General features: G+C 63.8%; 19 protein-coding genes. 11 read left to right on the top strand and 8 right to left on the bottom strand.

Going from position 1 to position 24,393, the window contains the following annotated elements:
• Nucleotides 1-7: 7 nt before the first annotated feature.
• The 3 genes from RWT78_RS02230 to RWT78_RS02220 form a co-directional block, all read right to left on the bottom strand.
• On the bottom strand, nucleotides 8-769 hold the full coding sequence (locus tag RWT78_RS02230) for a crotonase/enoyl-CoA hydratase family protein (RefSeq protein ID WP_003945127.1): 762 nt from the start codon (nucleotides 767-769) through the stop codon (nucleotides 8-10).
• A 35-nt stretch (nucleotides 770-804) separates the two neighbouring features.
• The gene (locus RWT78_RS02225; protein ID WP_007736152.1) at nucleotides 805-1,998 is read right to left on the bottom strand and encodes a class I adenylate-forming enzyme family protein; all 1,194 of its coding nucleotides are present in this window, start codon (nucleotides 1,996-1,998) and stop codon (nucleotides 805-807) included.
• Nucleotides 1,999-2,091: 93 nt separating this feature from the next.
• Complete coding sequence (locus tag RWT78_RS02220; RefSeq protein WP_007736151.1) at nucleotides 2,092-2,892, bottom strand: enoyl-CoA hydratase/isomerase family protein; 801 nt, start codon at nucleotides 2,890-2,892, stop codon at nucleotides 2,092-2,094.
• Between RWT78_RS02220 and RWT78_RS02215 the strand changes: the two genes are divergently transcribed.
• Nucleotides 2,891-4,291, top strand: coding sequence for an FAD-binding oxidoreductase (locus RWT78_RS02215; protein ID WP_314673495.1), 1,401 nt, complete (start codon nucleotides 2,891-2,893; stop codon nucleotides 4,289-4,291). The two genes, RWT78_RS02220 and RWT78_RS02215, sit on opposite strands and share 2 nt — an antisense overlap.
• On the opposite strand, the gene RWT78_RS02210 is transcribed toward RWT78_RS02215, so the two are convergent.
• A complete protein-coding gene (locus tag RWT78_RS02210) occupies nucleotides 4,251-5,735 on the bottom strand; it encodes a DHA2 family efflux MFS transporter permease subunit (protein WP_314673492.1) in 1,485 nt (494 codons plus the stop codon). The two genes, RWT78_RS02215 and RWT78_RS02210, sit on opposite strands and share 41 nt — an antisense overlap.
• 2 nt (nucleotides 5,736-5,737) lie before the next feature.
• A complete protein-coding gene (locus RWT78_RS02205; protein ID WP_003945150.1) occupies nucleotides 5,738-6,361 on the bottom strand; it encodes a PadR family transcriptional regulator in 624 nt (207 codons plus the stop codon).
• Nucleotides 6,362-6,487: 126 nt separating this feature from the next.
• Here RWT78_RS02205 and RWT78_RS02200 point away from each other — a divergent pair, with 126 nt between their 5' ends.
• Both RWT78_RS02200 and RWT78_RS02195 read left to right on the top strand, forming a co-directional pair.
• The gene (locus RWT78_RS02200) at nucleotides 6,488-7,177 is read left to right on the top strand and encodes a hypothetical protein (RefSeq protein ID WP_003945114.1); all 690 of its coding nucleotides are present in this window, start codon (nucleotides 6,488-6,490) and stop codon (nucleotides 7,175-7,177) included.
• 23 nt (nucleotides 7,178-7,200) lie between these two features.
• Complete coding sequence (locus RWT78_RS02195; protein ID WP_003945145.1) at nucleotides 7,201-8,235, top strand: glutathione S-transferase family protein; 1,035 nt, start codon at nucleotides 7,201-7,203, stop codon at nucleotides 8,233-8,235.
• Between the two features lie 11 nt (nucleotides 8,236-8,246).
• On the opposite strand, the gene RWT78_RS02190 is transcribed toward RWT78_RS02195, so the two are convergent.
• Nucleotides 8,247-8,657 (bottom strand): VOC family protein, encoded by a 411-nt coding sequence (locus RWT78_RS02190; protein WP_003945129.1) that lies wholly within the window; start codon nucleotides 8,655-8,657, stop codon nucleotides 8,247-8,249.
• Nucleotides 8,658-8,811: 154 nt separating this feature from the next.
• On the opposite strand from RWT78_RS02190, the gene RWT78_RS02185 reads away from it, so the two are divergent.
• From RWT78_RS02185 to RWT78_RS02165, 5 genes are all read left to right on the top strand, one after another.
• Entirely contained in the window at nucleotides 8,812-9,561 is a 750-nt protein-coding gene (locus RWT78_RS02185) for a hypothetical protein (protein ID WP_003945111.1), read from the top strand.
• 68 nt (nucleotides 9,562-9,629) lie between these two features.
• Nucleotides 9,630-10,631: an ABC transporter ATP-binding protein gene (locus RWT78_RS02180; RefSeq protein ID WP_003945125.1), complete on the top strand. Its 1,002-nt coding sequence runs from the start codon at nucleotides 9,630-9,632 to the stop codon at nucleotides 10,629-10,631.
• Nucleotides 10,628-11,401 carry an ABC transporter permease gene (locus RWT78_RS02175; protein ID WP_046378894.1) on the top strand — a complete coding sequence of 258 codons (774 nt, stop codon included), beginning with the start codon at nucleotides 10,628-10,630 and terminating at the stop codon, nucleotides 11,399-11,401. The genes RWT78_RS02180 and RWT78_RS02175 overlap by 4 nt, the downstream gene beginning before the upstream one ends.
• Nucleotides 11,402-11,437: 36 nt before the next feature.
• Nucleotides 11,438-15,247 (top strand): ABC transporter ATP-binding protein, encoded by a 3,810-nt coding sequence (locus tag RWT78_RS02170; RefSeq protein WP_314673489.1) that lies wholly within the window; start codon nucleotides 11,438-11,440, stop codon nucleotides 15,245-15,247.
• Nucleotides 15,248-15,422: 175 nt separating this feature from the next.
• A complete protein-coding gene (locus tag RWT78_RS02165) occupies nucleotides 15,423-19,184 on the top strand; it encodes a multifunctional oxoglutarate decarboxylase/oxoglutarate dehydrogenase thiamine pyrophosphate-binding subunit/dihydrolipoyllysine-residue succinyltransferase subunit (RefSeq protein WP_047268983.1) in 3,762 nt (1,253 codons plus the stop codon).
• Between the two features lie 72 nt (nucleotides 19,185-19,256).
• On the opposite strand, the gene RWT78_RS02160 is transcribed toward RWT78_RS02165, so the two are convergent.
• On the bottom strand, nucleotides 19,257-19,886 hold the full coding sequence (locus RWT78_RS02160) for a TetR/AcrR family transcriptional regulator (RefSeq protein WP_007736130.1): 630 nt from the start codon (nucleotides 19,884-19,886) through the stop codon (nucleotides 19,257-19,259).
• A 71-nt stretch (nucleotides 19,887-19,957) separates the two neighbouring features.
• On the opposite strand from RWT78_RS02160, the gene RWT78_RS02155 reads away from it, so the two are divergent.
• From RWT78_RS02155 to RWT78_RS02145, 3 genes are all read left to right on the top strand, one after another.
• Nucleotides 19,958-21,532 carry an NAD(P)/FAD-dependent oxidoreductase gene (locus tag RWT78_RS02155; protein ID WP_314673488.1) on the top strand — a complete coding sequence of 525 codons (1,575 nt, stop codon included), beginning with the start codon at nucleotides 19,958-19,960 and terminating at the stop codon, nucleotides 21,530-21,532.
• Nucleotides 21,529-22,359 (top strand): SDR family oxidoreductase, encoded by an 831-nt coding sequence (locus RWT78_RS02150; protein ID WP_007736128.1) that lies wholly within the window; start codon nucleotides 21,529-21,531, stop codon nucleotides 22,357-22,359. The genes RWT78_RS02155 and RWT78_RS02150 overlap by 4 nt, the downstream gene beginning before the upstream one ends.
• A gap of 63 nt (nucleotides 22,360-22,422) precedes the next feature.
• Complete coding sequence (locus RWT78_RS02145) at nucleotides 22,423-23,364, top strand: alpha/beta hydrolase fold domain-containing protein (protein ID WP_007736126.1); 942 nt, start codon at nucleotides 22,423-22,425, stop codon at nucleotides 23,362-23,364.
• Here the strand turns inward: RWT78_RS02145 and RWT78_RS02140 are convergent.
• Complete coding sequence (locus RWT78_RS02140) at nucleotides 23,358-24,242, bottom strand: ABC transporter substrate-binding protein (RefSeq protein WP_314673487.1); 885 nt, start codon at nucleotides 24,240-24,242, stop codon at nucleotides 23,358-23,360. The two genes, RWT78_RS02145 and RWT78_RS02140, sit on opposite strands and share 7 nt — an antisense overlap.
• Nucleotides 24,243-24,393 lie beyond the last annotated feature (151 nt).

The following is a 24,393-nucleotide window of genomic DNA, read 5'->3' as shown; positions in this document are numbered from 1 at the left end:
GTCGGTATTACCGCCCCTTCCAGACCGGGGCGCGCTTCTCGGCGAACGCCGTCGCGCCCTCGCGTGCATCTTCGGACGCGAACACCGGCGCCATGACCTGCAACTGCTTCGCGAAAGCTTCGTCGTCGGACCAACCGCCGGCCTTGACGATGATCTCCTTGGTGACCGCAACCGCGAGCGGTCCGTTGCGGGTGATGCGATCAGCCAGCTCCAGCGCGCCTTCGAGCGCCTTACCCGGCTCGGTCAACGTGTTCACGAAGCCGTAGCGGTAGGCCTCCTCGGCCGTGAAACTGTCACCGGTCAGGGCCAGTTCCAATGCCTTCTGGTACGGAATCCGCTTGGGCAGGCGCAACAATCCGCCTCCACCTGCGACCAGCCCTCGCTTGACCTCCGGGATACCGAACTTCGCTTCGGACGACGCGACCACCAGGTCGGTGGCAAGCACGAGTTCCGTGCCGCCTGCCAACGCGAAGCCCTCGACCGCCGAAATGATCGGCTTACGCGGCGGCCCTTCCGTGAATCCGAGACCGCGTCCCGGCACGAGTACGTTCTCGCCGGCCACGAATGCCTTCAGATCCATACCGGCACAGAAGTTTCCGCCGGCTCCTGTCAGCACCGCCAAGGACAGATCGTCGTCCGCATCGAGCTCTTCGACCGCAGCGGCCAATGCGTGACTGACCGCCGAGTTGATGGCGTTACGCGCCTCGGGCCGGTTGATGGTGATGATCAGTGTCCGCCCGCGCCGCTCGGTGAGAACCTCGTCCGCCATGATGTCCCTCTCGTTTGTCGACCACGCTCGCGTGACTACGCGACGTTGCGTTCGACAATACGGACGAAGCCATCGGGGTCGATCTGCGCGGTGTCGTGAGTGCAGAACCACCCCTGGGTGAACCTCGTCGAGGTCGCTTGCGGCGAGTTCCAATACCGACGCGTGACACTCGGTCCACGGCACAGCAACTCACCGAAACCACCTGGAGCGTCCGGGCCGTACAACGCCACTTCCATTCCACCGAAAGCGATTCCGACGCTTCCGAGGTGGGTGGGTGCCGACTCGGTTGGCAGAATGAGACCAGCCCCACAGGTCTCGGTTTTGCCCCACCCGATCACATGCCGAGCAGCCGGGAACAGGGTCAGCAGCTTGGCTTCCTGTTCGACCGTGATCGGCGACCCGCTGCAATCGATCCACTGCACCGACCTCGAACCGGCACGCGCCGCCGGTCCAAGGGTGAGCAACCGTGGCTCGAGCAGGTCCTCGGGCCGCCCGGTCACGATGTCGACGGTATGCACACTCTCACGCCAGAAGTCGCCGGCGAGGACCACCGTTCCACCGACCACCAACGTCGCGAGCACGTGCACGAACTGCCGCACCGACTTGAAGTCATTGTCCACCAACAGATTTCGCACACCTTCGACGCCGTAATCGCGCGAGTGCAGAATGCCGACGATGGCGGAGAGCACGTTCTCGTTGCTCAACTCGACGCCCAGCATTTCGCCCGAAGAATCGGCGGTGTACGCGAGGATCGCCATCTCCTCCGGGGCGGCACCGTCGTCGATGAACGGAACACCGTGTGGGAGTTCCCCGTCGAGCACCAACACCGAGCCACTGTCCGCGATGACGAAGTCCGCCGCGTCGTCGCTCAGATGAACACCCACGGAGACCGGAACACCGCCGGCGAGAATGACGCCGAGGCACGCCTCCATCCACCTCACCCCGGCGGCGACGCGAATGGCCACACGGTCACCGATCTCGACGCCTCGCGACTTCAGCCCGCCTGCGACCCGCGACGCCTCGGCCCACAACTCCGCGAAGGTGACCTGCTCGCCGTCGACCTCCTCCACCGCGATGCGTGAGGAGAATCGATGAACGGCGATATCGAGGAGTTCGGACAGCGACGGGTCGAGTTGGCTGTACCGAAGCACCCCGTCACCCGCACGGGTGACACGGGCGTCGGCGAGGAGCTGAGTCGAACACGGGTATTCCACAAGCGTCGACCGCATCGATACCTCCACGTCACTGACAACCCACCGGCCATTCGACTATATGACGTGGATCACAGTTCGTGGAGGTCTCTGGCGATAATCGTCGCAAACTTACTTTCCGGAGTAGACCGCTTTGCCCGGTCCGACCTCGAGGAAACTGCGGACAGCGCCGCGTAGGTCATCGGTGGCGAACAGCGCACCGGACACCCCGGGAGTCACCGAATCCGCGTGGGCGATCCCGCCGGAACGCCAGGCCGCCACGATCTGCTTGGTGGCGTCGTGGGCTCGCGTGGGCCCGTCCGCCAACCGGGCCGCCAGGGCACGCGCCGCAGCATCGACATCGTCGTGAACGGCATTGACGACGCCCCACGAGTGCAGGGTTGCGGCGTCGTAGAGATCGCCGGTCATGACCAACTCCCGAGCCCGTCCGGAACCGGCGCGCTCGGCCAAACGCTGCGGTCCACCCATGGACGGCGTCAGACCGACCACTGTCTCGACCAGTCCGAACTTCGCCTTCGGCGCCGCGAGGATGATGTCGCAGGCCAAGGAGATCTCGAAGGCAGCAGTCAGCGTCAGCCCGTGCGCCGCGTAGATGACCGGGCACGGCAACGCCTCGAGCGGATGGCAGATCTGGGCGAACAGTTCGCGCCACAATTCCGCTCCCTGCTCCGGGTTCAGTCCGTCGAACACATGGACGTCGACGCCGGCCGAGTTGACCTTGCCCTCGGCGCGCAGAAGCACAGCGCGCGGTGGGTTTTCGGTCAGCGCTGCAACATCGGCGATGACGGCGTCGAACATGGCCTGATCGAACAGATTGAGTGGTCCGTGCGCGAACGTCAGGACAGCCACCTCGGCACCACCATCGGTGGTGAAGCGCTCGAGGCGGGTGGGATGCGATTCGGGAGCAGTCATGCCGCCACACTGCCACATCGAACCGGCCTACGATCGTCGGGTGGACGGTCTGAGAAATGCACTCGCGGACGTTGTGGGACACCGGTTCGTCGTCGACGACGCCGACGTGTTGGCGACCCGTTCCACCGACCAGACAGGGCGCTACAGCGGGCGCGCCAGCGCTCTGGTCCGACCCGGAAATACCGCCGAAGTCTCGGCAGTGCTGAACGTGTGCCGCTCGCGCGGCGTACCGGTCACCATTCAGGGCGGGCGAACCGGTCTGGTCGCCGGGACGGTGCCCGAGCACGACGACGTCCTGCTCTCCACCGAACGCCTCGAGGCGATCGGCGAAGTCGATGTTGCCGCCGGTCGGATCACCGTCGGTGCGGGAGTGACACTCACGCAGGTACATTCCGCGGCGGCCGCCGCACGCCTGAAATTCGGCGTGGACATAGCTTCACGGGATACGGCGACGATCGGCGGCATGGTCTCCACCAATGCCGGTGGGCTGCACACGGTTCGATACGGGAACATGGCCGAACAGGTGCTCGGCCTCGAGGTGGTGCTCCCCGACGGGACCACGGTGCGCCGGTCACCGAAAGTGTTGTCCGACAATTCCGGATACAACCTGCCCGCACTGTGGGTGGGCAGCGAGGGAACTCTTGGTGTGGTCACGGCGGTCGATCTGAAACTACGTCGGGTACCGACTCACCGGGTCACGACGCTGACCGGTTTCGACAGACTGCAAGACGTCGTGGACGCGGGGCGCACGTTGCGCACTCTCGACGGCGTCGACGCACTGGAGTTGGTGGACGGGCGCGGTCTCGAACTGGCCGCCCGCCATTTGAACGCCGCGGTTCCGACGGGGCGACCGTGGTACCTCCTCGCCGAGGTGTCCGCGGCCCACGATCCGCTGGAAGACCTGGCCGAGCTGCTCGAACGCATCGGCCCACCGCAGACCCCGGCCGTGGCGATCGACGCCCCCGGCTCGACGCGCTTGTGGGCGGCACGCGAATGCTTCGCCGAGGTGGTCGGATTGTTCGGTCCCCCACTGAAATTCGACGCGGCGCTGCCGCTGAACTCGCTTGCCACCTTCGCCGAGGACGCCGCGGCGGTGATCGCGACTCGCGCCCCCGAGGCAATTCCGATCCTCTTCGGACACGTCGCCGAGGGAAATATCCACCTCAACGTCCTGAACTGCCCGAACGGCGACACCGTGTACCGCAGCGTCCTCGAACTGGTTCGCGATCACGGCGGAAACGTCAGTTCCGAGCACGGGGTGGGCTCGCTCAAACGCAACTATCTGGACCTGGCCCTCTCTGCGGAGGACATAGCCACGATGTGGGCGATCAAGCGAGCCCTGGACCCGAGCGACTATCTCAATCGTGCAGTGATGTTTCCCGACGCGCTTCGGCACTGACGGCCATCGCGTCGTCGTGTGCGTCGCCGCGCAGAGGCCGAGCGAAGCACACCGAAGCGACGAAGCCGATGAGCAGCACGCCTGCGGGCAGCCAGATCGACTCCGACATCGCCGTGCTGAACGGTTCACGGACGAACTCGGGTAGGTGACCCACTCCGGCTTCGGAACTGCCGCCGGTCAGACCCTGAGCCGCCAATCGTGCGGTGATCAGTGCTCCGATCGCGGCACTGCCGAGAACCGCACCCACCTGCCGGGTGGTGTTGTAGACGCCGGCGCCGGCGCCGGCCTGCATCGGAGGCAGGTTGTGTGTGGCGGTGGCCGCGAGCGGCGACCAGATGCATGCGTTGGCGAAGCCGATCAGGCCGATCGGCAGGAGCAGTTCCCAGATCGCGACGTCGGGAGACATAACCAATGCCAGCCAGCCCAGGGCGATCGCGAACAGCAGGAAGCCGGTGCCCGCGATGTAGCGCGGATGCGTCTTGTCGACGAGCTTGCCGATGATCGGCGCAAAAATGCCGGTCAGCACGGCCATCGGAACGAGGAGGAGCGCCGACTGCGTCGGGGAGAGTCCGCGAACTGCCTGGGTGTAGAACATCAGCGGAAGGACCATCGACGTGATCGCGAAGCCCATCGCGGTGATGGCGACGTTGGCGAGCGAGAAGTTGCGGTCCTTGAAGAGTTCGAGTGGAAGCAAGGGCTCGTTCTTGTTGCGCGACTGGTAGAACACGAACACCGCGAGCAACACCACACCGGCGCCGATCAGGCTCCAGACGAATCCGTTCCAGTCGTACGAACTGCCTTCCTGGATTCCGAACACGAGCAGGAACATGCCTGCGGCGCTGAGAATCACGCCGGGAATGTCGAACTTGTGCTCGCTGGTCGGCAACGACGGAACAAGCTTCCACGCGAGGAGGAAGGCGATGACACCAACCGGGACGTTGACGATGAAGATCCATTCCCAGCCGAGATTGTCGACCAACACACCACCGGCAAGCGGACCGACCAGCGTCGCAACACCGGCAACCGCGCCCCACAGGCCCATTGCGGCGCCACGCTTGTTCGGCGCGAACGTGCGTGTGATGACGGCCATCGTCTGAGGCGTCATCATTGCGGCGCCCAGACCTTGGAAAGCCCTTGCCACGATGAGCATCTCGACGCTGCCGGACAGACCACACCACAGTGAAGCGCCGGTGAACAGTACGAGGCCGATCATGTACAGGTTCTTCGGTCCGAACCTGTCACCGAGCCGGCCGGTGACGAGCAGCGGCACCGCGTACGCCAGCAGGTACGCGCTGGTGACCCAGACGACCTTGTTGATGTCGGTGCCGAGGTCATCAATGATCGCAGGGTTGGCTACAGCGACGATGGTGCTGTCCACCAGAATCATGAAGAACCCGATACACAGCGCCCACAGCGCGTGCCAGGGATTGACCTGCTTTTCCATCTTCAGTCCTTAGGTAGTGCGGACGAGCCTGCGGAGCCGGCCAGCCGGTCGAGAAGTTCTTGTGAGAGCCAGGGCATTTCGCCGCTCTCGATGTCTGTCACCAACGCGCCGATCCACTCTCTTTCGGCGACGGTCAGTGCGTGGGCGTAGTCCGCGCCCACCGTGAAGATTCGTGGTTTTTCCGCCGCCTTCACCGCTTCGTAGTCGACCTCGAATTTCGCGATCGTCTTGTCGAGGTGCGCGAGACGAATTCGAAGCATCTGACACGCGGTGGACGCGGAGAGGTTGTGCATTTCAGCGAGCGCGAGCGGCAACCGCGGATACTCCCGCACCGGAACCGCCAACATCTCACGTAGTTGATGCTCGAGGGCCTCACGGCCCCGGGCGGTGATCTCGTACGTCGTCCGTTCGGGCCGGTTGCCCTCACGATCGGTCCCGATCGAAGCCAGAAGTTCCTGCTTCTCCAGCCGGGAAACCGTGTGATAGAGCGATCCCGGCTTGATCTTCACCAACTGATCGCCCCGGCGAACCGAGGCAAGTTGATACATCTCGTACGGATGCATCGAACGCTCGGACAGCAGGCCCAGAACGGTGATTCCCAGAGGCGTCAGTGACACGTCACCCATGAGTCCCCCTCCCTGACAAGCCGCAATTGACTATTTCTTGACTATTCCACCTGAAATAGTCCACATGGAATATACGACCTCTGTCCATCTCGATCAACCCGTTCGAATCGGACTAGCCTGTAGCGAGTGGACGAACATCACCTCGACATCATCCGACTCGCTTGGGCACGTGAACTGGGCCTCGGCGACTCGGCACTTCGGCCGGCACACACGGCCCGCGTCGTCGGCGACGACATCCACGTTCTCGATCTGGCAGGCTCAGGTGCGATCGTCGGGCCGCAGTGGTTCATCGAGCGCACCGAGGACATCTCCGTCGACGCCCTGCTGCAACCGGCGCGTCTACTCGAGATCGCCGGCGATCACGGCGGCAGAATCACCGGCCCCGTCGATCTCGCTTTCCTCGGCGACTACACGGACGCGCCACCCGACGAGCAACTACTGATTTCCCACGACATCGACGACGCCCTCGCCGTCGCTGCGCTGTGCCCACCCGACGACAGCACCACAGCCGACCTCGGGAACCGGACGCGGTGGTTCACCGCCCTCACCGATTCCACCGAGGTGCTCGGATGCGCGGCGTACTCCGAATTTCAGGGATTCGTGGCAGATCTCACGACCCTGACTGCTCCAGCGCATCGCCGTCACGGAATCGGCTGCGCAGTAACGCTTCTCGCTGCGGAGGACGCTCTCGATTCCGGATTGATCCCGCAGCTACGCACAAGTCGCGGCAGTGCGATCGGAGCGACGCTTCCACGTAAAGCCAAATTCGACGTTCTGGGGGCATACGCTCGGGTACACGTGCACCTGCCCAGTTGACACTCGAACGAGAGGGACCGCAGATGAGTACGGAAGACGGCGCGAGCGAACCGACATTCGTCGAAGAGGGTCGTGAATTCAAACGCGACACCAACTACATCCCGACCCGGATCACCGAGGACGGCCGCGACGGTTATCCCGTCGAACCCGGGCGATACCGGTTGATCGTGGCACGTGCCTGCCCGTGGGCAAACCGCGCCATCATCGTACGCCGCCTGCTCGGCCTCGAAGACGTACTGTCGATGGGCATCTGCGGTCCGGTTCACGACAAACGAAGCTGGACTTTCGATCTCGACCCGGGAGGCGTCGATCCCGTACTGAAGATCCCGCGACTGCAGGACGCATACCTCGCCCGAGATCCCCACTACCCCAGGGGAATCACGGTGCCCGCCATGGTGGAGATCGCCACGGGCAAGGTGATCACGAACGACTACCCACAGATCACCCTCGACTTCTCGACGCAATGGAAGAAGTACCACCGCGAAGGCGCACCGGATCTGTACCCGGAGCCTCTGCGAAACGAAATCGACGAAGTGGCCGAGTACGTTTTTCGCGACGTCAACAACGGCGTCTACCGCTGCGGTTTCGCCGGTTCACAGCAGGCGTACGACGAGGCATACGACACGCTGTTCGCTCGCCTCGACTGGCTCACCGAACGTCTTGCCCGGCAACGTTTCCTGGTGGGCGACACCATCACCGAAGCCGATGTGCGCCTGTTCACCACGCTGGCGCGGTTCGATCCCGTCTATCACGGCCACTTCAAGTGCAACAGAAGCAAACTCAGCGAGATGCCGGTGCTGTGGGACTACGCGCGCGATCTGTTCCAGACCCCCGGATTCGGTGACACCATCGACTTCACACAGATCAAAGCGCACTACTACATCGTGCATTCCGAGATCAATCCCTCCGGAATCGTGCCCAAGGGACCGGAATTGACACACTGGCTCGAACCGCACGGACGCGAACAGTTGGGTGGCCGACCGTTCGGGGACGGCACACCACCTCATCCGCCCATCCCGTCGGAAGTGGTTCCGGCAGAGCACTGGGCCACCAGGTAGGTCGCGGGGGGCTACTCCCCTGCGTACGTGCCGAAACTCCAGTACACACCTTCGGGATCACGGCAGGTGAACCCCCGCGAACCGTAGTCCTCGTCGCGCAATCCCTGCGTGATCGTGGCGCCCGCGGCGACAGCGCGTTCGTGGAGTGCATCGGCGGCGTCCGCGTCGTCCACGACGATGTACACCGAACCGATTCCAGGGGGCAGGCCGGCGATCGCCGAATCGGTGCGCGGCGAACCCAACATGATGCCGCCACCGCCCGGCCAGTCGAGTTGGGCGTGGTCCACCACGTCTCCCTCTCCGTAGACGGCCTTCTCCACGAAACCGAAGGTGCTCACCAGAAAGTGGATTGCCGCACGGGCGTCGAGGTAGCGCAGCGTCGGCCAGATGGTCGTCGAACGAGATTCCGAAGTGGCGGTCATAACACTCGAACTCCTGCCTGGGAAAACTCACGAAGAAAACCGAGTCTCGTACGAGCCTATGGCCCCGGTGATCACCGCCGCCAGCGAAAACTTCACCTATTCTCGAGATACGGTCCACCTCGCTTCAGAGGAGGACAACTGTGGAGGGGCAGCAATGAGCAAGTCGACGAACAACGACAGCGGGCGTATCGAGAAGGTCCTCGTTTCCGTTCTCGACAACGGAAGCCGCCTGCAAGCGCCCGCAGTGGCCAAATACGTCAACCACGTCCGTAAGGCGCACCCCGACGAGTCACCTGCTCAGATCGTCGAGCGGATGGAGAAGATGTTCATTCTCGCCGTGACCGGCAGCGGCAGTGCCGTCGGCGCCACCGCCGCGGTGCCGGGCGTCGGAACGGTCGCGTCCATCGCTGCCGTCGGTGCGGAATCGGCTTTCTTCCTCGAGGCGTCAGCACTGCTGACGTTGGCAATTGCGTCAGTGCATGGAATCTCCGTACAGGATCACCAGCAACGACGCGCCCTGGTCCTGGCAGTCGCCCTCGGCGAATCCGGTATGGAGATCGTGCAGAAGGCCACCGGAATCACAGCCAAGAACTGGGGAACGGCAATCACGAGCAAGATTCCCGGACCCACGATGAGGGGAATGAACAGCACCCTCGTGCGGAAATTCGTGACCAAGTACGCCGCGAAGCGCAGCGCACTGATCCTCGGCAAGCTCGTTCCGGCCGGAATCGGTGCGGTCATCGGCGGTGCGGGCAACCGTGCAATCGGCAAGGGCGTCGTCAAGAATGCGCGCGAAGCCTTCGGACCGGCACCGGCCAGGTGGACCGACCACCTGATCGTGATGCCTGCCGACGATGCCGCAGTGCTTCCCCAGACGGAGACACGCCGGGCCATCCGCAGATAGCCGTCCGGGCCGTAGGCTCGCATCACGTATTCGCCGCCGACCCGGGAGCAGCATTGACGAACACCGCAATGGGATCCTTCTCTGCCCCCATCGAGATTCGTGGGTTGACGAAGACGTTCAAGGCGGCGCGCGCGGTCAACGACCTGAGCTTCGACGTTCAGGCGGGCTCGATCACCGGGTTTCTCGGCCCGAACGGTTCGGGCAAGACGACCACGTTGCGGATGCTCCTCGGACTGGTGTCACCGACGTCGGGATCGGCCACGATCAACGGCACCCCGATGCGTTTGCTGCCCAACCCGGCCCGGACCGTCGGCGCAGTACTCGACGTCGGCAGTCTCCATCCGAAACGAACGGCGCTCGGACACCTCGAGATCTACGCGGCCGCTATCGGCATGCCGCCTCAGCGCGCGGCGCAGGTGCTGGACATGGTCGGTCTGAGATCGGTCGGAGCCCACAAGACCGGCACCTTCTCGCTCGGGATGCGCCAACGCCTGATCCTTGCCACCGCGATGCTCGGTGATCCCGAGATCCTCGTGCTCGACGAACCCGCGAACGGACTCGACCCCGAGGGCATGGCGTGGCTTCGTCAGTTCCTGCAGACCTTCGCCGGTTCCGGCCGAACGGTTCTGATCTCGAGTCACGCGCTTCGTGAAGTGGAAGCGACCGTCGACAGCGTGGTCATCGTCAGCGCCGGCTCACTCGTCTACCAAGGGACCATGGACGAACTTCGCCGCTCGCAGCGCAGTCGACTGCTCGTCTCGTGTTCCAACCCAGCGCTCCTCGCCACGGCATTGGCCGCTCGCGGAATCATCGACGCCCAGATCACCCAGGACGGACGGCTCGCCGTGGGCGGCACCGACACGTCGGTACTGCCACCGGTGGCGTCGGCCGCCGGAGTCACGATCTTCGGTGTCGCAACCGAAGGCGCAGATCTCGAGCAACTGTTCCTCGCGATGACAACACCGCAGTACGCGGTTCCCCAGGTCGGATACCACCGCCCACCCGGTCCCGGTTCCGGACCGGGCTATTACGGCCCTGCCGCATACGGACCTTCCGGAGGACACAGATGACCACGCTCGTGCGCGCGGAGACACTCAAAGTTCTCACCCTGCGCTACTGGTGGGCACTGGCCATCGCACCGGTGGTCGTGGCCGTGCTGATTGCTGCCTCGACTCGGACGTTCGTCGAAGTCGTGGCCGATTCGGCCGACACCACGTTCGACGTCGATGTCGTGTCCACCGGCGTCAGCCTCGGTGTCTCGAACACGCTTGTCCTGGTGTTCGCGGCCGTCTTCGGAGCACTCACCGCCGGATCCGAATTCGGCTACAAGACTCTCACCACGACGTTCCTCACAGCTCGTGGCCGCGACGGAGTTCTCGGCGCAAAACTTGCCGTCGTCGCGGTATTCGCCGTCGGCTACGCACTGGCGGTCGAAGTAGTCAGCATCGGCGCGATGTTGCTCTTCGGCCGGGACTTCAGCTTCACCACCGATCTCTTCGCCATCTGCGCCGCAGGCATCCTGGCGTGTGCGCTGTGGGCACTACTCGGCGCCGGGGTGGCCCTGCTCACCGGTTCGTCGATGGCCGGTGCCCTCTCGGTCGTCCTGTGGTTCGTCTTCGGTGAATGGATCGTCCGCGCCGTGCTGCTCGCGATGGATCTCGGTGGGATCGGGGCCGCGCTTCCGGTGTCGGCCACGATCGGCACGATCGTCAATGCGGCACCGTCGATCGACGTCGACGCGTTTGCGTCCTGGCCGAGCGGCCCGATGATGCTGGCCGCTTGGGTAGTTCTGTTCTGCGGGCTCGGTTGGCTACGGACCAGGACCCGCGACATCACCTGAAAAAGCTGTCTGGGGCCGGGTCTACCGTGGATCTCGATGAACACGATCAACACGGACAGTCCGGTAGCTGGAGAGGTGGATCGAGCTCCGGGCTGGATCCGCCGCTTGGCCCACGCATGCTGGTTGCACCGAAGAGTTGCGATCGGCGCGCTACTCGTTACGGTCATCGCCTCTGCGATCGACATCTCGTTTCCTCTCCTGACCCGCTATGCGCTCGACGCCGCAAGCCAGGAGAACCCGGGCAAGGTGATCGGGTTCGTCGCGTTGGCGATCGCGTTGCTCGCGATCGTCCGCTTCGCGTGCCAGTACGGCCGACGGATGCTTGCCGGCCGACTCTCGCTCGACGTTCAACACGACTTGCGGCTCGCCCTGCTCGGTTCGCTGCAACGCCTCGACGGACGCGGGCAGGATCAGATCCGCACAGGCCAGGTGGTCTCCCGGTCCATCACGGATCTGCAGCTCGTCCAGGGTTTACTCGCGATGGTGCCGATGTCCGCGGGAGCGCTCCTGCAATTCGTGCTGGCGATCGGCATCATGGCGTGGCTCTCGCCGCTGTTGACTCTCGTCGCTGTCGCCGTCATCCCAGCAGTAGGGCTGGTGGTGTTCCTGATGCGACCGATGCTCTTCGCCGCAACATGGTCCGCGCAGCAGCGGGCCGCCGACCTCGCCCAACACGTCGAGGAAACCGTCACCGGCGTTCGCGTCGTCAAGGGATTCGGGCAGGAACAACGAGCCGTCGACCAACTCGAAAAGCACAGCCGCACGCTGTATTCGGAGCGCCTTCGCGCCGCGTGGTTGAACGCGAAATTCGCGCCGACCATGGCCGCCTTGCCCCAGCTGGGGCAGGTGGGAGTGATCGCCCTCGGCGGGTATCTCGCACTGCACGACAAGATCACCGTGGGAACGTTTCTCGCGTTCGCCACCTACATCGTGACGATGACCGGCGTCACCCGAACTCTGTCGTCGGTCATCGTCATGGCGCAGCTTGCGCGCGCCGCTGTCGAGCGTGTCTACGACGTCATCAACGCTCAGCCGGACATCGCCGATCCTGACCATCCGGTGGACCTGCCCGACGGTCCGCTCGGAGTCACCTTCGACGACGTGGCATTCGGATTCGACACCGAACGCGACGTCCTGACCGGGCTGAACCTCCGCATAGAACCGGGCGAGACCGTCGCCGTCGTGGGGCCGGCCGCGTCGGGCAAGACCGCGTTGTCCTTGCTTCTCCCCCGGTTCTACGCCCCGACTTCGGGTGTAGTGACCGTCGATACCGCGGGCGAGACGTTCCCCATCGGCGAACTGCGCACAGAACAGCTTCGTGCCGCCGTCAGCCTGGTCTTCGACGAACCTTTCCTGTTCTCGGACACCATCGCCGCCAACATGGCACTGGGGCGCGAGGACGCCTCCGACGAGGACATCCGCGCCGCAGCTGCACTGGCACAGGCGGACACCTTCATCGAGGCACTCCCGGACGGATACGACACCGTTGTCGGTGAACGAGGTCTGACGCTGTCGGGCGGCCAGCGTCAGCGCATCGCACTTGCCCGAGCCCTCCTCGTCGACCCACGGATCCTGGTCCTCGACGACGCGACCTCCGCAGTCGATGCGGCAACCGAGGCTGCGATCTTCGACGCGTTCCGGGCCAGACGGCGCCAGACCACGCTGATCCTCGCTCACCGGCGGTCCACCCTGACGCTCGCAGACCGGGTCGCGGTTCTCGACGGCGGACGGATCATCGACTCCGGAACCGTGGACGAACTGGAAGCGCGATGTCCGCTCTTTCGTGCCCTGTTCTCCTCGCCGCCGGAACTACCGGCCGAACTCGACGACGTCGACTCCGATGCTTTCGGACGTGACCGCAGCGAGCCCACAGCCGAGCAGTTGTGGCCGCAGGCTCCGGAATCCGAAGCCGACAGCACTACCGCTTCGGCGCAGGGTGCGGGCGGACCGATGGCCGGAGCGCTCAGCGGAATCGCGGTGACTCCGTCCCTGCGGGCAGCAGTCGACGCTCTCCCACCCGCACGCGAAGACCCCGGAATCGCTCCTGAGAGCCTGCGCGAATCGAATCCACAGTTCTCACTCCGACAGATCTTGAGGCCGGTCCGCTGGGTTCTACTGGCGGTTGTCGTGTGCCTTGCCCTGGACTCCGCAGCGGCGATCGCATTTCCCTCCCTCGTCAGATACGCGATCGACCACGGAGTCGTGACCGCGGACAGCAGCACGCTCTGGATAGCGACGGCATTCGGCGCGCTCCTGGTCGCAGCGGACTGGGTCGTCGTCGCGGTCATGACGGTGCTCACCGCCCGGGCCGGCGAACGCGTGTTGTTCGGGCTCCGCGTACGCAGCTATGCACACCTGCAGCGCCTGGGTCTGGACTACTACGAACGGGAATTGTCCGGCCGCATCATGACGCGTATGACCACCGACGTCGACGCGCTCTCGTCGTTCATCCAAACCGGTATGTCGACGGCGATCGTGAGCGTCCTGACCGTCGGCGGAATTTCGATCGCCCTCCTGGCGACCGACGTGACGCTCGGCCTGGTGGCGCTGGCCGTCATCCCACCGCTCGTGGTTGCGACCGTGATCTTCCGCAAGATCTCCTCGGTTGCCTACAGCCAGTCCCGCGAACGGATCTCGCTCGTCAATGCCGACTTCCAGGAGAACATCGCCGGTCTGCGAGCAGCTCAGGCCTACCGCCGCGAAGAAGGTGCGGCGCGTAGGTTCGCAGAACGCTCCGAAAGCTACCGCCGATCGCGGATGCGGTCGCAGCGAGCCATTTCGATCTACTTCCCTTTCATTTCGTTCCTGTCCGACCTCGCGTTGGCCGCGGTCGTGTTCGTCGGTGCGCACCAGATCGCCAACGGATCGACTTCGCCCGGCGTACTGATCGCTTTCGTGCTCTACCTCGGTCTGCTGTTCGGACCGATTCAGCAACTCTCACAAGTGTTCGATGGTTACCAACAGGCAAACGTCGGATTGCAACGAATCGGCGACCTGCTGCGCACTCGCAGTTCGATCGAGACTGCCGACAGCGAGGATTTGATCGCGATCTCCGGACGACTCGACGGCGCCGTCCATCTCGACGGGGTCGGGTTCCGGTACTCGGGTGCGGACGTCGACGCCCTCTCCGATTTCGATCTGCAAATCCCGCCGGGCACGACCGTCGCTCTGGTCGGCCGAACCGGTGCCGGGAAGTCGACGGTCGTGAAGTTGCTCGCCCGCTTCTACGACCCGACGTCCGGATCGGTCGACGTGGACGGAACCGACATCCGGAACTTCCACCTCTCGCAGTACCGACGTCGCCTCGGCGTGGTCCCACAAGAAGCCCATCTGTTCACCGGCACGGTCGCCGACAACATCGCGTACGGCAGGCCGTCGGCGTCGCACGCGGAGATCGAGGAAGCGGCACGTTCCGTCGGCGCACTGAATTCGATAGCCGACATGCGTGGAGGCATGAATCATCCCGTCGGCGAGCGCGGCCAGGGGCTCTCGGCGGGCCAACGCCAACTGATCGCATTGGCCCGTGCCGAACTCGTCGACCCGGACCTTCTGCTCCTCGACGAGGCGACCGCGACGCTCGATCCCGCGACCGAACGAATGGTGCTCGAAGCAAGTCGGTCGGTCACCCGGAAACGGACTTCCGTCGTCGTAGCTCACCGCCTCGCGACAGCTGCCCGAGCGGACCTCGTTGTCGTAGTTGACCGGGGACGTATCGTTGAATACGGCCCGCACGATGTTCTGCGGTATGCCGGTGGTCACTACTCGGGACTCTGGGATGCATCGCAGGCGCGTGAGGGGAATAATCTGACGTCGAGAACTGTCATCGAAGGCAACCCCGTCGCGTGACAGTCGGCACGGATTTGTACCGCCGAGAGGTAGTGCGCGATCGCAAGATCACGGACTTCCGTGAGACAGCTCACAAATTGTGTGCCGCACAATTGCTCGTCACACGCTCGGGCTAATCTCATGTATATAGGCGCTCTGATCGGGTACCGAAATAGAAACGAGGCGAACACCTGCCGTGAGCAGCAGTTCTACATCCCAATTCGGACAGAACCAGTGGCTGGTTGACGAGATGTACCAACGCTTCCAGGACGATCCGTCGTCCGTGGATCCCAGTTGGCACGAATTCTTGACCGATTACTCGCCGGACTCGGCGAACACGGGAGGTGGAAACGGGACTGCCTCGAACGGCAACGCGGCTGCACCCGCCGCTGTTGTAGCTCCGCCTGCTGCTCCCAAGGCCACGCCTCCCGCCCCCAAGACCGCACCTCCTGCGCCGGCTGCCAAGGCTGCCGCTCCGGCCCCCGCGAAGACGGCAGCGCCCGCCGCCAAGGCCGCCCCGGCCCAGCCCGCAGCAGCCAAGCCCGCGGCCGCTACTGCGAAGCCCGCCCCTGCCGGCGGAGCCGAGGAGACCAAGGTTCTCCGCGGCGCCGCAGCCGCAGTCGTCAAGAACATGTCGCTCTCGCTCGAGATCCCGACTGCAACCAGCGTGCGTGCCATCCCCGCGAAGCTGATGTTCGACAACCGCATCGTCATCAACAACCACCTCGCGCGTACCCGCGGCGGCAAGATCTCGTTCACCCACCTCTTGGGTTACGCGATCGTCCAGGCAGTCAACGCGTTCCCCAACATGAACCGGCACTTCGCCGAAATCGACGGCAAGCCGAACGCGGTCACGCCCGAGCACACCAATCTCGGACTCGCGATCGACCTTCCCGGAAAGGACGGCAACCGCTCACTGGTAGTTGCCGCCATCCGGAACACCGAGTCGATGAACTTCGTCCAGTTCCACGCGGCATACGAGGACATCGTCCGACGCGCCCGTGAAGGCAAGCTCACCGGCGAAGACTTCACCGGCGTCACCATTTCGCTGACCAACCCGGGCGGTATCGGCACGGTTCACTCCGTTCCTCGCCTGATGAAGGGCCAGGGCGCCATCATCGGTGCCGGCGCGATGGAATACCCCGCCGAGTTCCAGGGCGCCAGCGACGAGAAGCTGGCCGAGATGGGCGTCGGCAAGTTGATGACTCTCACCTCGACCTACGATCACCGCATCATCCAGGGTGCCGAGTCGGGCGATTTCCTGCGCACGATCCACAACCTGCTGATCAGCGACGAGTTCTACGACGAGATCTTCCACGCGCTCGGCAACCCGTACGAGCCGGTGCGGTGGCGCAAGGACGTGCCGGAAGGCGCTGTCGACAAGAACACCCGCGTTCTCGAACTGATCGCTGCATACCGTGACCGCGGCCACCTCATGGCCGACACGGACCCGTTGCAGTTCGTCAAGGACAAGTTCCACAGCCACCCCGACCTCGACGTCATCAGCCACGGCCTGACGCTGTGGGATCTGGACCGTGAGTTCAAGGTCGGCGGCTTCCACGGCCAAGAGAAGATGAAGCTGCGCGACGTGTTGAGCGTGCTGCGCGACGCGTACTGCCGCCACGTCGGCGTCGAGTACACGCACATCCTCGAGACGGATCAGCGTCAGTGGATCCAGGACCGCGTCGAGGGCCATCACGCCAAGCCTTCGGTCGCTCAGCAGAAGTACATCCTGAGCAAGCTCAACGCCGCCGAGGCCTTCGAGACGTTCCTGCAGACCAAGTACGTCGGCCAGAAGCGCTTCTCGCTCGAAGGCGCCGAAGCAGTCATCCCGATGATGGACGCCGTGATCGACCAGGCCGCCGAGCACCAGCTCGACGAGGTCGTCATCGGCATGCCGCACCGTGGCCGTCTCAACGTGCTTGCCAACATCGTCGGCAAGCCGTACTCCAAGATCTTCACGGAGTTCGAGGGCAACATGAACCCGGCGGCCGCTCACGGCTCCGGCGACGTGAAGTACCACTTGGGTGCCAGCGGAACGTACATCCAGATGTTCGGCGACAACGACATCGCTGTCTCCTTGACCGCAAACCCGTCGCACCTCGAGGCCGTCGACCCGGTTCTCGAAGGCCTGGTCCGCGCCAAGCAGGACATCCTCGACAAGGGCGAAGAAGGCTTCACCGTCCTGCCGCTCATGCTGCACGGTGACGCTGCATTCGCCGGTCAGGGTGTTGTCGCCGAGACGCTCAACCTCTCGCTGCTTCGCGGTTACCGCACCGGTGGCACCGTGCACATCGTCGTGAACAACCAGGTCGGCTTCACCACCGCTCCGGAACATTCACGCTCGTCCGAGTACTGCACCGACGTCGCGAAGATGATCGCCGCACCGGTCTTCCACGTCAACGGCGACGACCCCGAGGCTTGCGTCTGGGTTGCTCAGCTGGCCGTCGACTTCCGTGAGAAGTTCGGCAAGGACGTCGTCATCGACCTCATCTGCTACCGCCGTCGCGGTCACAACGAGGGCGACGACCCGTCGATGACCCAGCCGGCCATGTACGACGTCATCGACACCAAGCGCAGCGTTCGTAAGAGCTACACCGAGTCCCTCATCGGCCGCGGTGACATCTCGCTCAAGGAAGCCGAAGACGCACTTCGCGACTACCAGGGCCAGCTCGAACGGGTCTTCAACGAGGTCCGTGAACTCGAGAAGTTCCAGCCCGAACCGTCCGAGTCCGTCGAACTCGACCAGACTCCCCCGGCTCGCCTGACCACGGCTGTCGCTCCCGAGGTCCTCGAGCGCATCGGTGATGCGTTCGTCAACGTCCCCGACGGCTTCACCGTTCACCCGCGCGTCAAGCCGGTTGCCGAGAAGCGCCGCGAGATGGCCCGTGAGGGACATGTCGACTGGGCGTTCGCAGAATTGCTCGCGTTCGGCTCGTTGGCCGAGCAGGGTGCCTTGATCCGCCTCGCGGGTCAGGACTCCAAGCGAGGAACGTTCACGCAGCGTCACTCGGTCCTCATCGACCGCAAGACCGGCAACGAGTACAGCCCGATCGCCAAGATCGCTGCCGACGCCGAAAACGGCGGCAAGTTCATGGTCTACGACTCCGCACTCACCGAGTACGCAGGTCTGGGCTTCGAGTACGGCTACTCGGTCGGTAACCCCGACGCTCTGGTCCTGTGGGAAGCGCAGTTCGGTGACTTCGTCAACGGCGCGCAGACCATCATCGACGAGTTCATCTCTTCGGGTGAGGCCAAGTGGGGTCAGCTCTCCGACGTCGTGCTGCTCCTGCCGCACGGTCACGAGGGTCAGGGTCCGGACCACACCTCCGGTCGCATCGAGCGTTTCCTTCAGCTGTGTGCAGAAGGCTCGATGACCGTTGCGGTTCCGTCGACTCCGGCCAGCTACTTCCACCTGCTGCGTCGCCATCACCTCGACGGCATCCGCCGTCCGCTGGTGGTTTTCACGCCCAAGTCGATGCTGCGTAACAAGGCTGCCGTCAGCAACGTCGAGGACTTCACGACGGGCAAGTTCCGTTCGGTCTTCGAGGAGCCGGCATACGAGAGCGGCGAAAGCGCACGCGAATCGGTCAAGCGGGTTCTGCTGGTCAGCGGCAAGCTGTACTGGGAACTCCTGGCGAAGAAGCACAAGGACGAGCGTGACGACATCGCCATCGTGCGCATGGAGCAGCTCTACCCCGTGCCGAAGCGTCGCCTCAAGGAGACCCTGGACCGTTACCCGAATGCGGATCAGTTCCGTTGGGTCCAGGAAGAGCCCGCAAACCAGGGTGCGTGGCCGTTCCTCGGGCTGGCTCTGCCGGACCTTCTGCCGGAGACCTTGACCGGTATCAAGCGCATCTCGCGCCGTCCGATGTCCGCTCCCTCTTCGGGATCGAGCAAGGTCCACGCGGTGGAGCAGCAGGAGATCTTGGACGAGGCGTTCCTGCCGACCAACTGATCTCAGTAATTTGACAAGGGCCGGGCCCCACATTCCGCAAGGAGTGTGGGGCCCGGCCTTTCTGCGTTCACGTCAATTCGATTGCAGCAGACCCAGATCCGGCCCGGCATCGAAGCCGACGGCGGCCAGTGCCAACGCAGGTAACGACTGAACCGTCAGGTCGATCAGTTCCTCGCGGGTGATGGCGGGCGCTCGGAGCCAACTGATGGTGGCTTCCTCGACAAACGCGATCCAACCGCGAACGGCCAACTCCACCTGAGGTGTTCGAGTCAGGCCGATCTTCGGGAGCTGATCGAGGGTTCTCTTGGCCATGATGTCGCGAGTCTGCTCGAACACCTCACGCATCTGCGGATCCCCGCTGGCGGTCCCGCGGAGCAGCGAGACGTAGGTATTGCGGTTCTCGGTCACGTAGTCGACGTACGACGCCAGCACCGAGCGGAGGGTGAGCATCGGATCGTCCGACTCGCTCGGCTCGGTGCGCTGGAGCATCTGTTCACTGCTGTGTCGGACGATCGCCAGATGGAACTCGCTTTTCGACGCGAAGTAGTGGAACAGAAGCCCCCGCGAGACACCAGCCTGATCGGCGATGTCCTCGACGGAAATCTGTTCGAGCGGCCGTTCGGCCAGCATCCGCGCCCCGAGGTCGATGAGTTGCGCTCGGCGTTGCGCAGGGTCGAGCCGCGTTCGCTTTACTGCGTCCATGCCCAATAGACTACTGAATATTCGTCAATAAGCTATTGACCGTGACTCAATAAAGGCATATCGTTCCCTACATGAGTCTTCCAGTTACAGATACCTCAGCACCTGCCGCGGATACTCGCCACGTCGGCACACTGATCATCGGCAGTGGTTTCGCCGGTCTCGGTGCGGCGATCAAACTGGCACAGGCCGGCATCACGGACTACGTCGTTCTCGAGCGCGGCAACGACGTCGGCGGAACCTGGCGTGACAACAGCTACCCGGGCGCCGCGTGTGACGTGCCGTCGCATTTGTACTCGTACTCTTTTGCACTCAATCCGGAGTGGACGCGCTCCTTCTCCACTCAGCCCGAGATCTACAAGTACATCCAGTCGGTGGCCAACCGCCACAAGGTGCTCGACAAGCACATCTTCGACTGCGATGTTCTCTCCGCACGCTGGGACGAGGCGTCTGCTCGGTGGCACGTCAGCACCAACAAGGGCGAATTCGTCGCAAAGATCGTCGTCTCGGCCGTCGGCGCATTGTGTGAGCCTTCACTTCCGGACATCAAGGGCATCGACGGCTTCAAGGGCGAGATCTTCCACTCCTCGCGTTGGAACCACGACGCCGATCTGACCGGCAAGCGCGTGGCCGTCATCGGAACCGGCGCCTCGGCCATCCAGATCGTGCCGGCCATCGGCAAGAAGGTCTCGCATCTCGACGTGTACCAGCGCACGGCGCCGTGGATCCTGCCCCGCGCAGACCGCGAGTACACCAAGATCGAGCACCTCGCGTTCAAGTACCTCCCCGGCTTCCAGAAGTTGTGCCGCACCGGTATCTACTGGATGCGAGAGACGCAGGTCGTCGGCCTGGCCAAGGCGCCGGTCTTCATGAAGCCGCTGCAGTTCGCCGCCGAGCGTCACCTGAAGGCCCAGATCAAGGACAAGGATCTTCGCAAGAAGGTCATGCCCAACTTCCAGATCGGCTGCAAGCGCATGCTGATCTCGAACAACTACTTCCCCACCCTCGCCCAGGACAATGTCGACCTGGTGACCGAAGGCATCGAGGAGGTCACCGCCAACGGGATCGTCTCGAAGACCGGCACCACGCGTGAGATCGATGCCATCGTCGTGGCGACCGGATTCCACGTCACCGACTCCCCCACCTTCGCGGGAATCTTCGGCAAGGACGGACGCTCGCTCGCCGAGGTCTTCGAAGAGACCGGCATGCAGGGATACAAGGGCGCGGCAGTTGCCAACTTCCCCAACATGTTCTTCCTCGTCGGACCCAACACCGGCCTCGGACATTCGTCGATGGTCTTCATGATCGAGTCGCAGATCAACTACCTGGTCGACGCGATCGCCACCATCGACAAGTACGACATCGGCACCATCGAGGTGCGCAAGGACAAGCAGGACAAGTACAACAAGGACCTGCAGGCAGCTATGTCCAAGAGCGTGTGGAACAACGGCGGTTGCGCCAGCTGGTACATGGACAAGCACGGAAACAACACCACCCTGTGGCCTGGCTTCACCTTCCAGTTCCGCAATGCCACCAAGCATTTCGACCTCGCGGCATACCGCAGCGTCGCCACCTCGGATCTCGGCGCCGTCGGCACCACGACCACTTCACAGATCGACCTCGACGACGAGAAGGCAGTAGCACAATGAGTGATTTTGCAGGCAAGGTCGTAGTCATCACCGGAGCGGGATCGGGCATCGGTCGCGCACTCGCACTGAACCTGGCCGGCCAGGGCGCCAAGTTGGCAATCTCCGACGTGGACACCATCGGGCTCGCCGAGACAACGCGTCTGGTGGAAGCCATCGGCGCCGAGGTGAAGTCGGACCATCTCGACGTCACCCAGCGCGAAGCGGTTCTCGAGTACGCCGACGCGGTTGTCGCCCATTTCGGCAAGGTCAACCAGATCTACAACAACGCCGGAATCGCCTACCACGGCACTTTCGAGAAGTCCGAATTCAAGGACTTCGAACGTGTCATGGACGTCGACTTCTGGGGAGTTGTCAACGGCACCAAGGCATTCCTCCCCCACGTCATCGCATCCGGCGACGGGCACATCGTGAACGTGTCGAGCCTCTTCGGTCTGCTGTCGATGCCGGGTCAGAGCGCCTACAACTCGGCCAAGTTCGCCGTTCGCGGTTTCACCGAGTCGCTTCGCCAGGAAATGCTGATCGCCAAGCACCCGGTGAAGGTCACCTGTGTGCACCCGGGCGGAATCAAGACGGCCATCGCACGCAACGCCACCGCAGGCCCGGGTGAAGATCTTGCGGTCTTCTCCGAGTTCTTCGACCGCAAGCTCGCGCGCACCACACCGGAGGACGCCGCCAAGACGATCGTCAACGGTGTTCGGAAGAGCAAGCCGCGAGTTCTCATCGGGATGGACGCAATCGCACTCGACGCCTGGGTTCGCCTCGTAGGATCGGGCTACCAGCGCATCGTCGCGATCGTCGCCGGCCGAATGATGCCCAAGTCCAGCTGAGTTCGTTTCACAGCGCAGTTCGTTTCACAGCGCAGTTCGCATATAGAGTCAGGAGCCCTGCCGGTGAGCACGTTCACCCTTCCGCTGCCCGTGGTCGCATTCTTGTTGAAGCCGTACTTCCGTCTGGCTTTCAACTCGCGGCTGCCGTATCGGATTCAACGTCTGTTGCTCGAGGCCGGGGCACCGCTACAGCAGGTTCCAGCGGGCGCCGTCGTGCGCCCGCTGGAGCTGGCTTGCCGACCGGCAGAGAAGATCACCGTCGGCGCAACCGAGCGCCCCACCGCAGTTCTCTACCTGCACGGCGGGGCGTACACACTGGGTTCGCTGTCCACACACCGTTCTCTCGCAGCTCATCTCGCCCGTGAGTCGTCCAGTGCGGTCTTCACCTTGGACTACCGTCTCGCGCCGGAGAATCCGTATCCCGCCGCTCTCGACGACGCGGTCTCGGCCTTCATGCAGTTGGTCACCGAGTTCGACTATTCGGAAGACCGCGTTGCCATCGCCGGCGATTCGGCCGGTGGCGGCCTGGCCGCGGCGACCGCTATCCGTCTGATCGAGCGTCACGGCGTGACCCCCGGCGCGCTTGCCCTGATCTCACCGTGGGTCGATCCCGGCGATCGGGGTGCTACCAAAAAGGCCGACCTGGTGGTCAACACAGCGTGGTCCTTCGACGCCGCCGACGCCTACCTTGCCGGAGGCGACCGTACTGATCCCGGCTACGCACCGATGCACGGCAAGCTCGACGGGTTGCCACCCACCAGGATTCACGTCGGTTCCGAGGAAGTCCTTTACCCGCAGATCATGACGTTCACCGACAAGCTCTCCGCTGCCGGCGTCGACGTGTCCCTGGTCGAGTACGCAAGACTCTGGCACGTGGCTCACGCACAGGCGTCACTGGTGAAGGAAGCAGCAGACGCCGTTTCCGACCTCGGCCAGTTCATCGCATCGAAACTGATTCGCGCCAAGGATGATTCGAGTTCAGCAGTGGGCTCGAACAGTCACTGACGGGTGTCCCACCAGGTGCGGGCGACTTCCGAGGCTGACGCCTTGCCGGTCCGCACCTGCTCGATCATTGCGGCGAGATCGGTGGTGGACAGTTCACCGGCAACGACGCTGAGCGCCTTGACAGCCGAATCTCCCAGTGCGCCCGCTCGAAAGAGCGGAACGACATTCTGCGCAGCCAGATCGTGATTCGAATCAGCGAGCACTGTGACGGCATCGGATTGTGCCAACGCCGACAGCGTCGTGGTTCCGAATACTTGTGCACCGGGTACGTCTGCCGGCGTTGCCTGATCGACACCGGCGAAGACACACTCGGCGCCCTCGGCCAACTGTTCCACTGCCCCGTCCTCGACGAATCTCGCGGAGACGAGCGGCGTCGCCGCGGCACACGAAGGAGCAAAGGCTTCTATCGTCTTCGCTCCCAACGACTGTGCGTATCCGGTGTCGAGTGCGAGGACCGCACGATCTTCGGCCATCGCATAGTCGGAGACCGAAAGACCCTCCGGCAGAGAGCGACTCAAGGCTTCGAAGACGTCGTCGGCCTTGCGGGCCGGGGATGACGGGTCGTAGTGATCGAGCAGCGCGCCGGTGAACTCGGGCACCAAAGTGACTCGCGCTGCGTCCAGAGCCTCGAGTGATTGGTTTCGGCCACCTCCCAGCGATTCGACGCGAGCCGACAGGCCGGAGGAGGAGAGCACCGTCGAATACACCTCGGCCAACACCGAACTCTCCACCGATGCGTCAGCAGCCACCACGATCTGGTCACGAGACTCCGCTTCGGCACCCTCTACCACCGAATCACCGTTTGCGCATCCGCTGAGAATCGGCAGGACCATCAGTGCTGCAACAACAGTCGAATACTTCGTGCGTGTGCTCTTCACCGAAATCCTCACATCCAATCCCATGGATCGAAAACCGTGCCATGTCGGTACCTATCGTTACACTTGTCGGGCGATGCGCGGTAACCAGTCCTGACGCAGCCACTCGGTGGCGGCGCCGTCGAAGTCACTCGGGTGGCTTCGCCACAAGGGA

The organism is uncultured Rhodococcus sp., from assembly GCF_963525155.1.
GTDB lineage: Bacteria > Actinomycetota > Actinomycetes > Mycobacteriales > Mycobacteriaceae > Rhodococcus_F > Rhodococcus_F qingshengii.
Note: the sequence above shows the minus strand (reverse complement) of the source record. Positions and strands in the feature narration are given on the sequence as shown.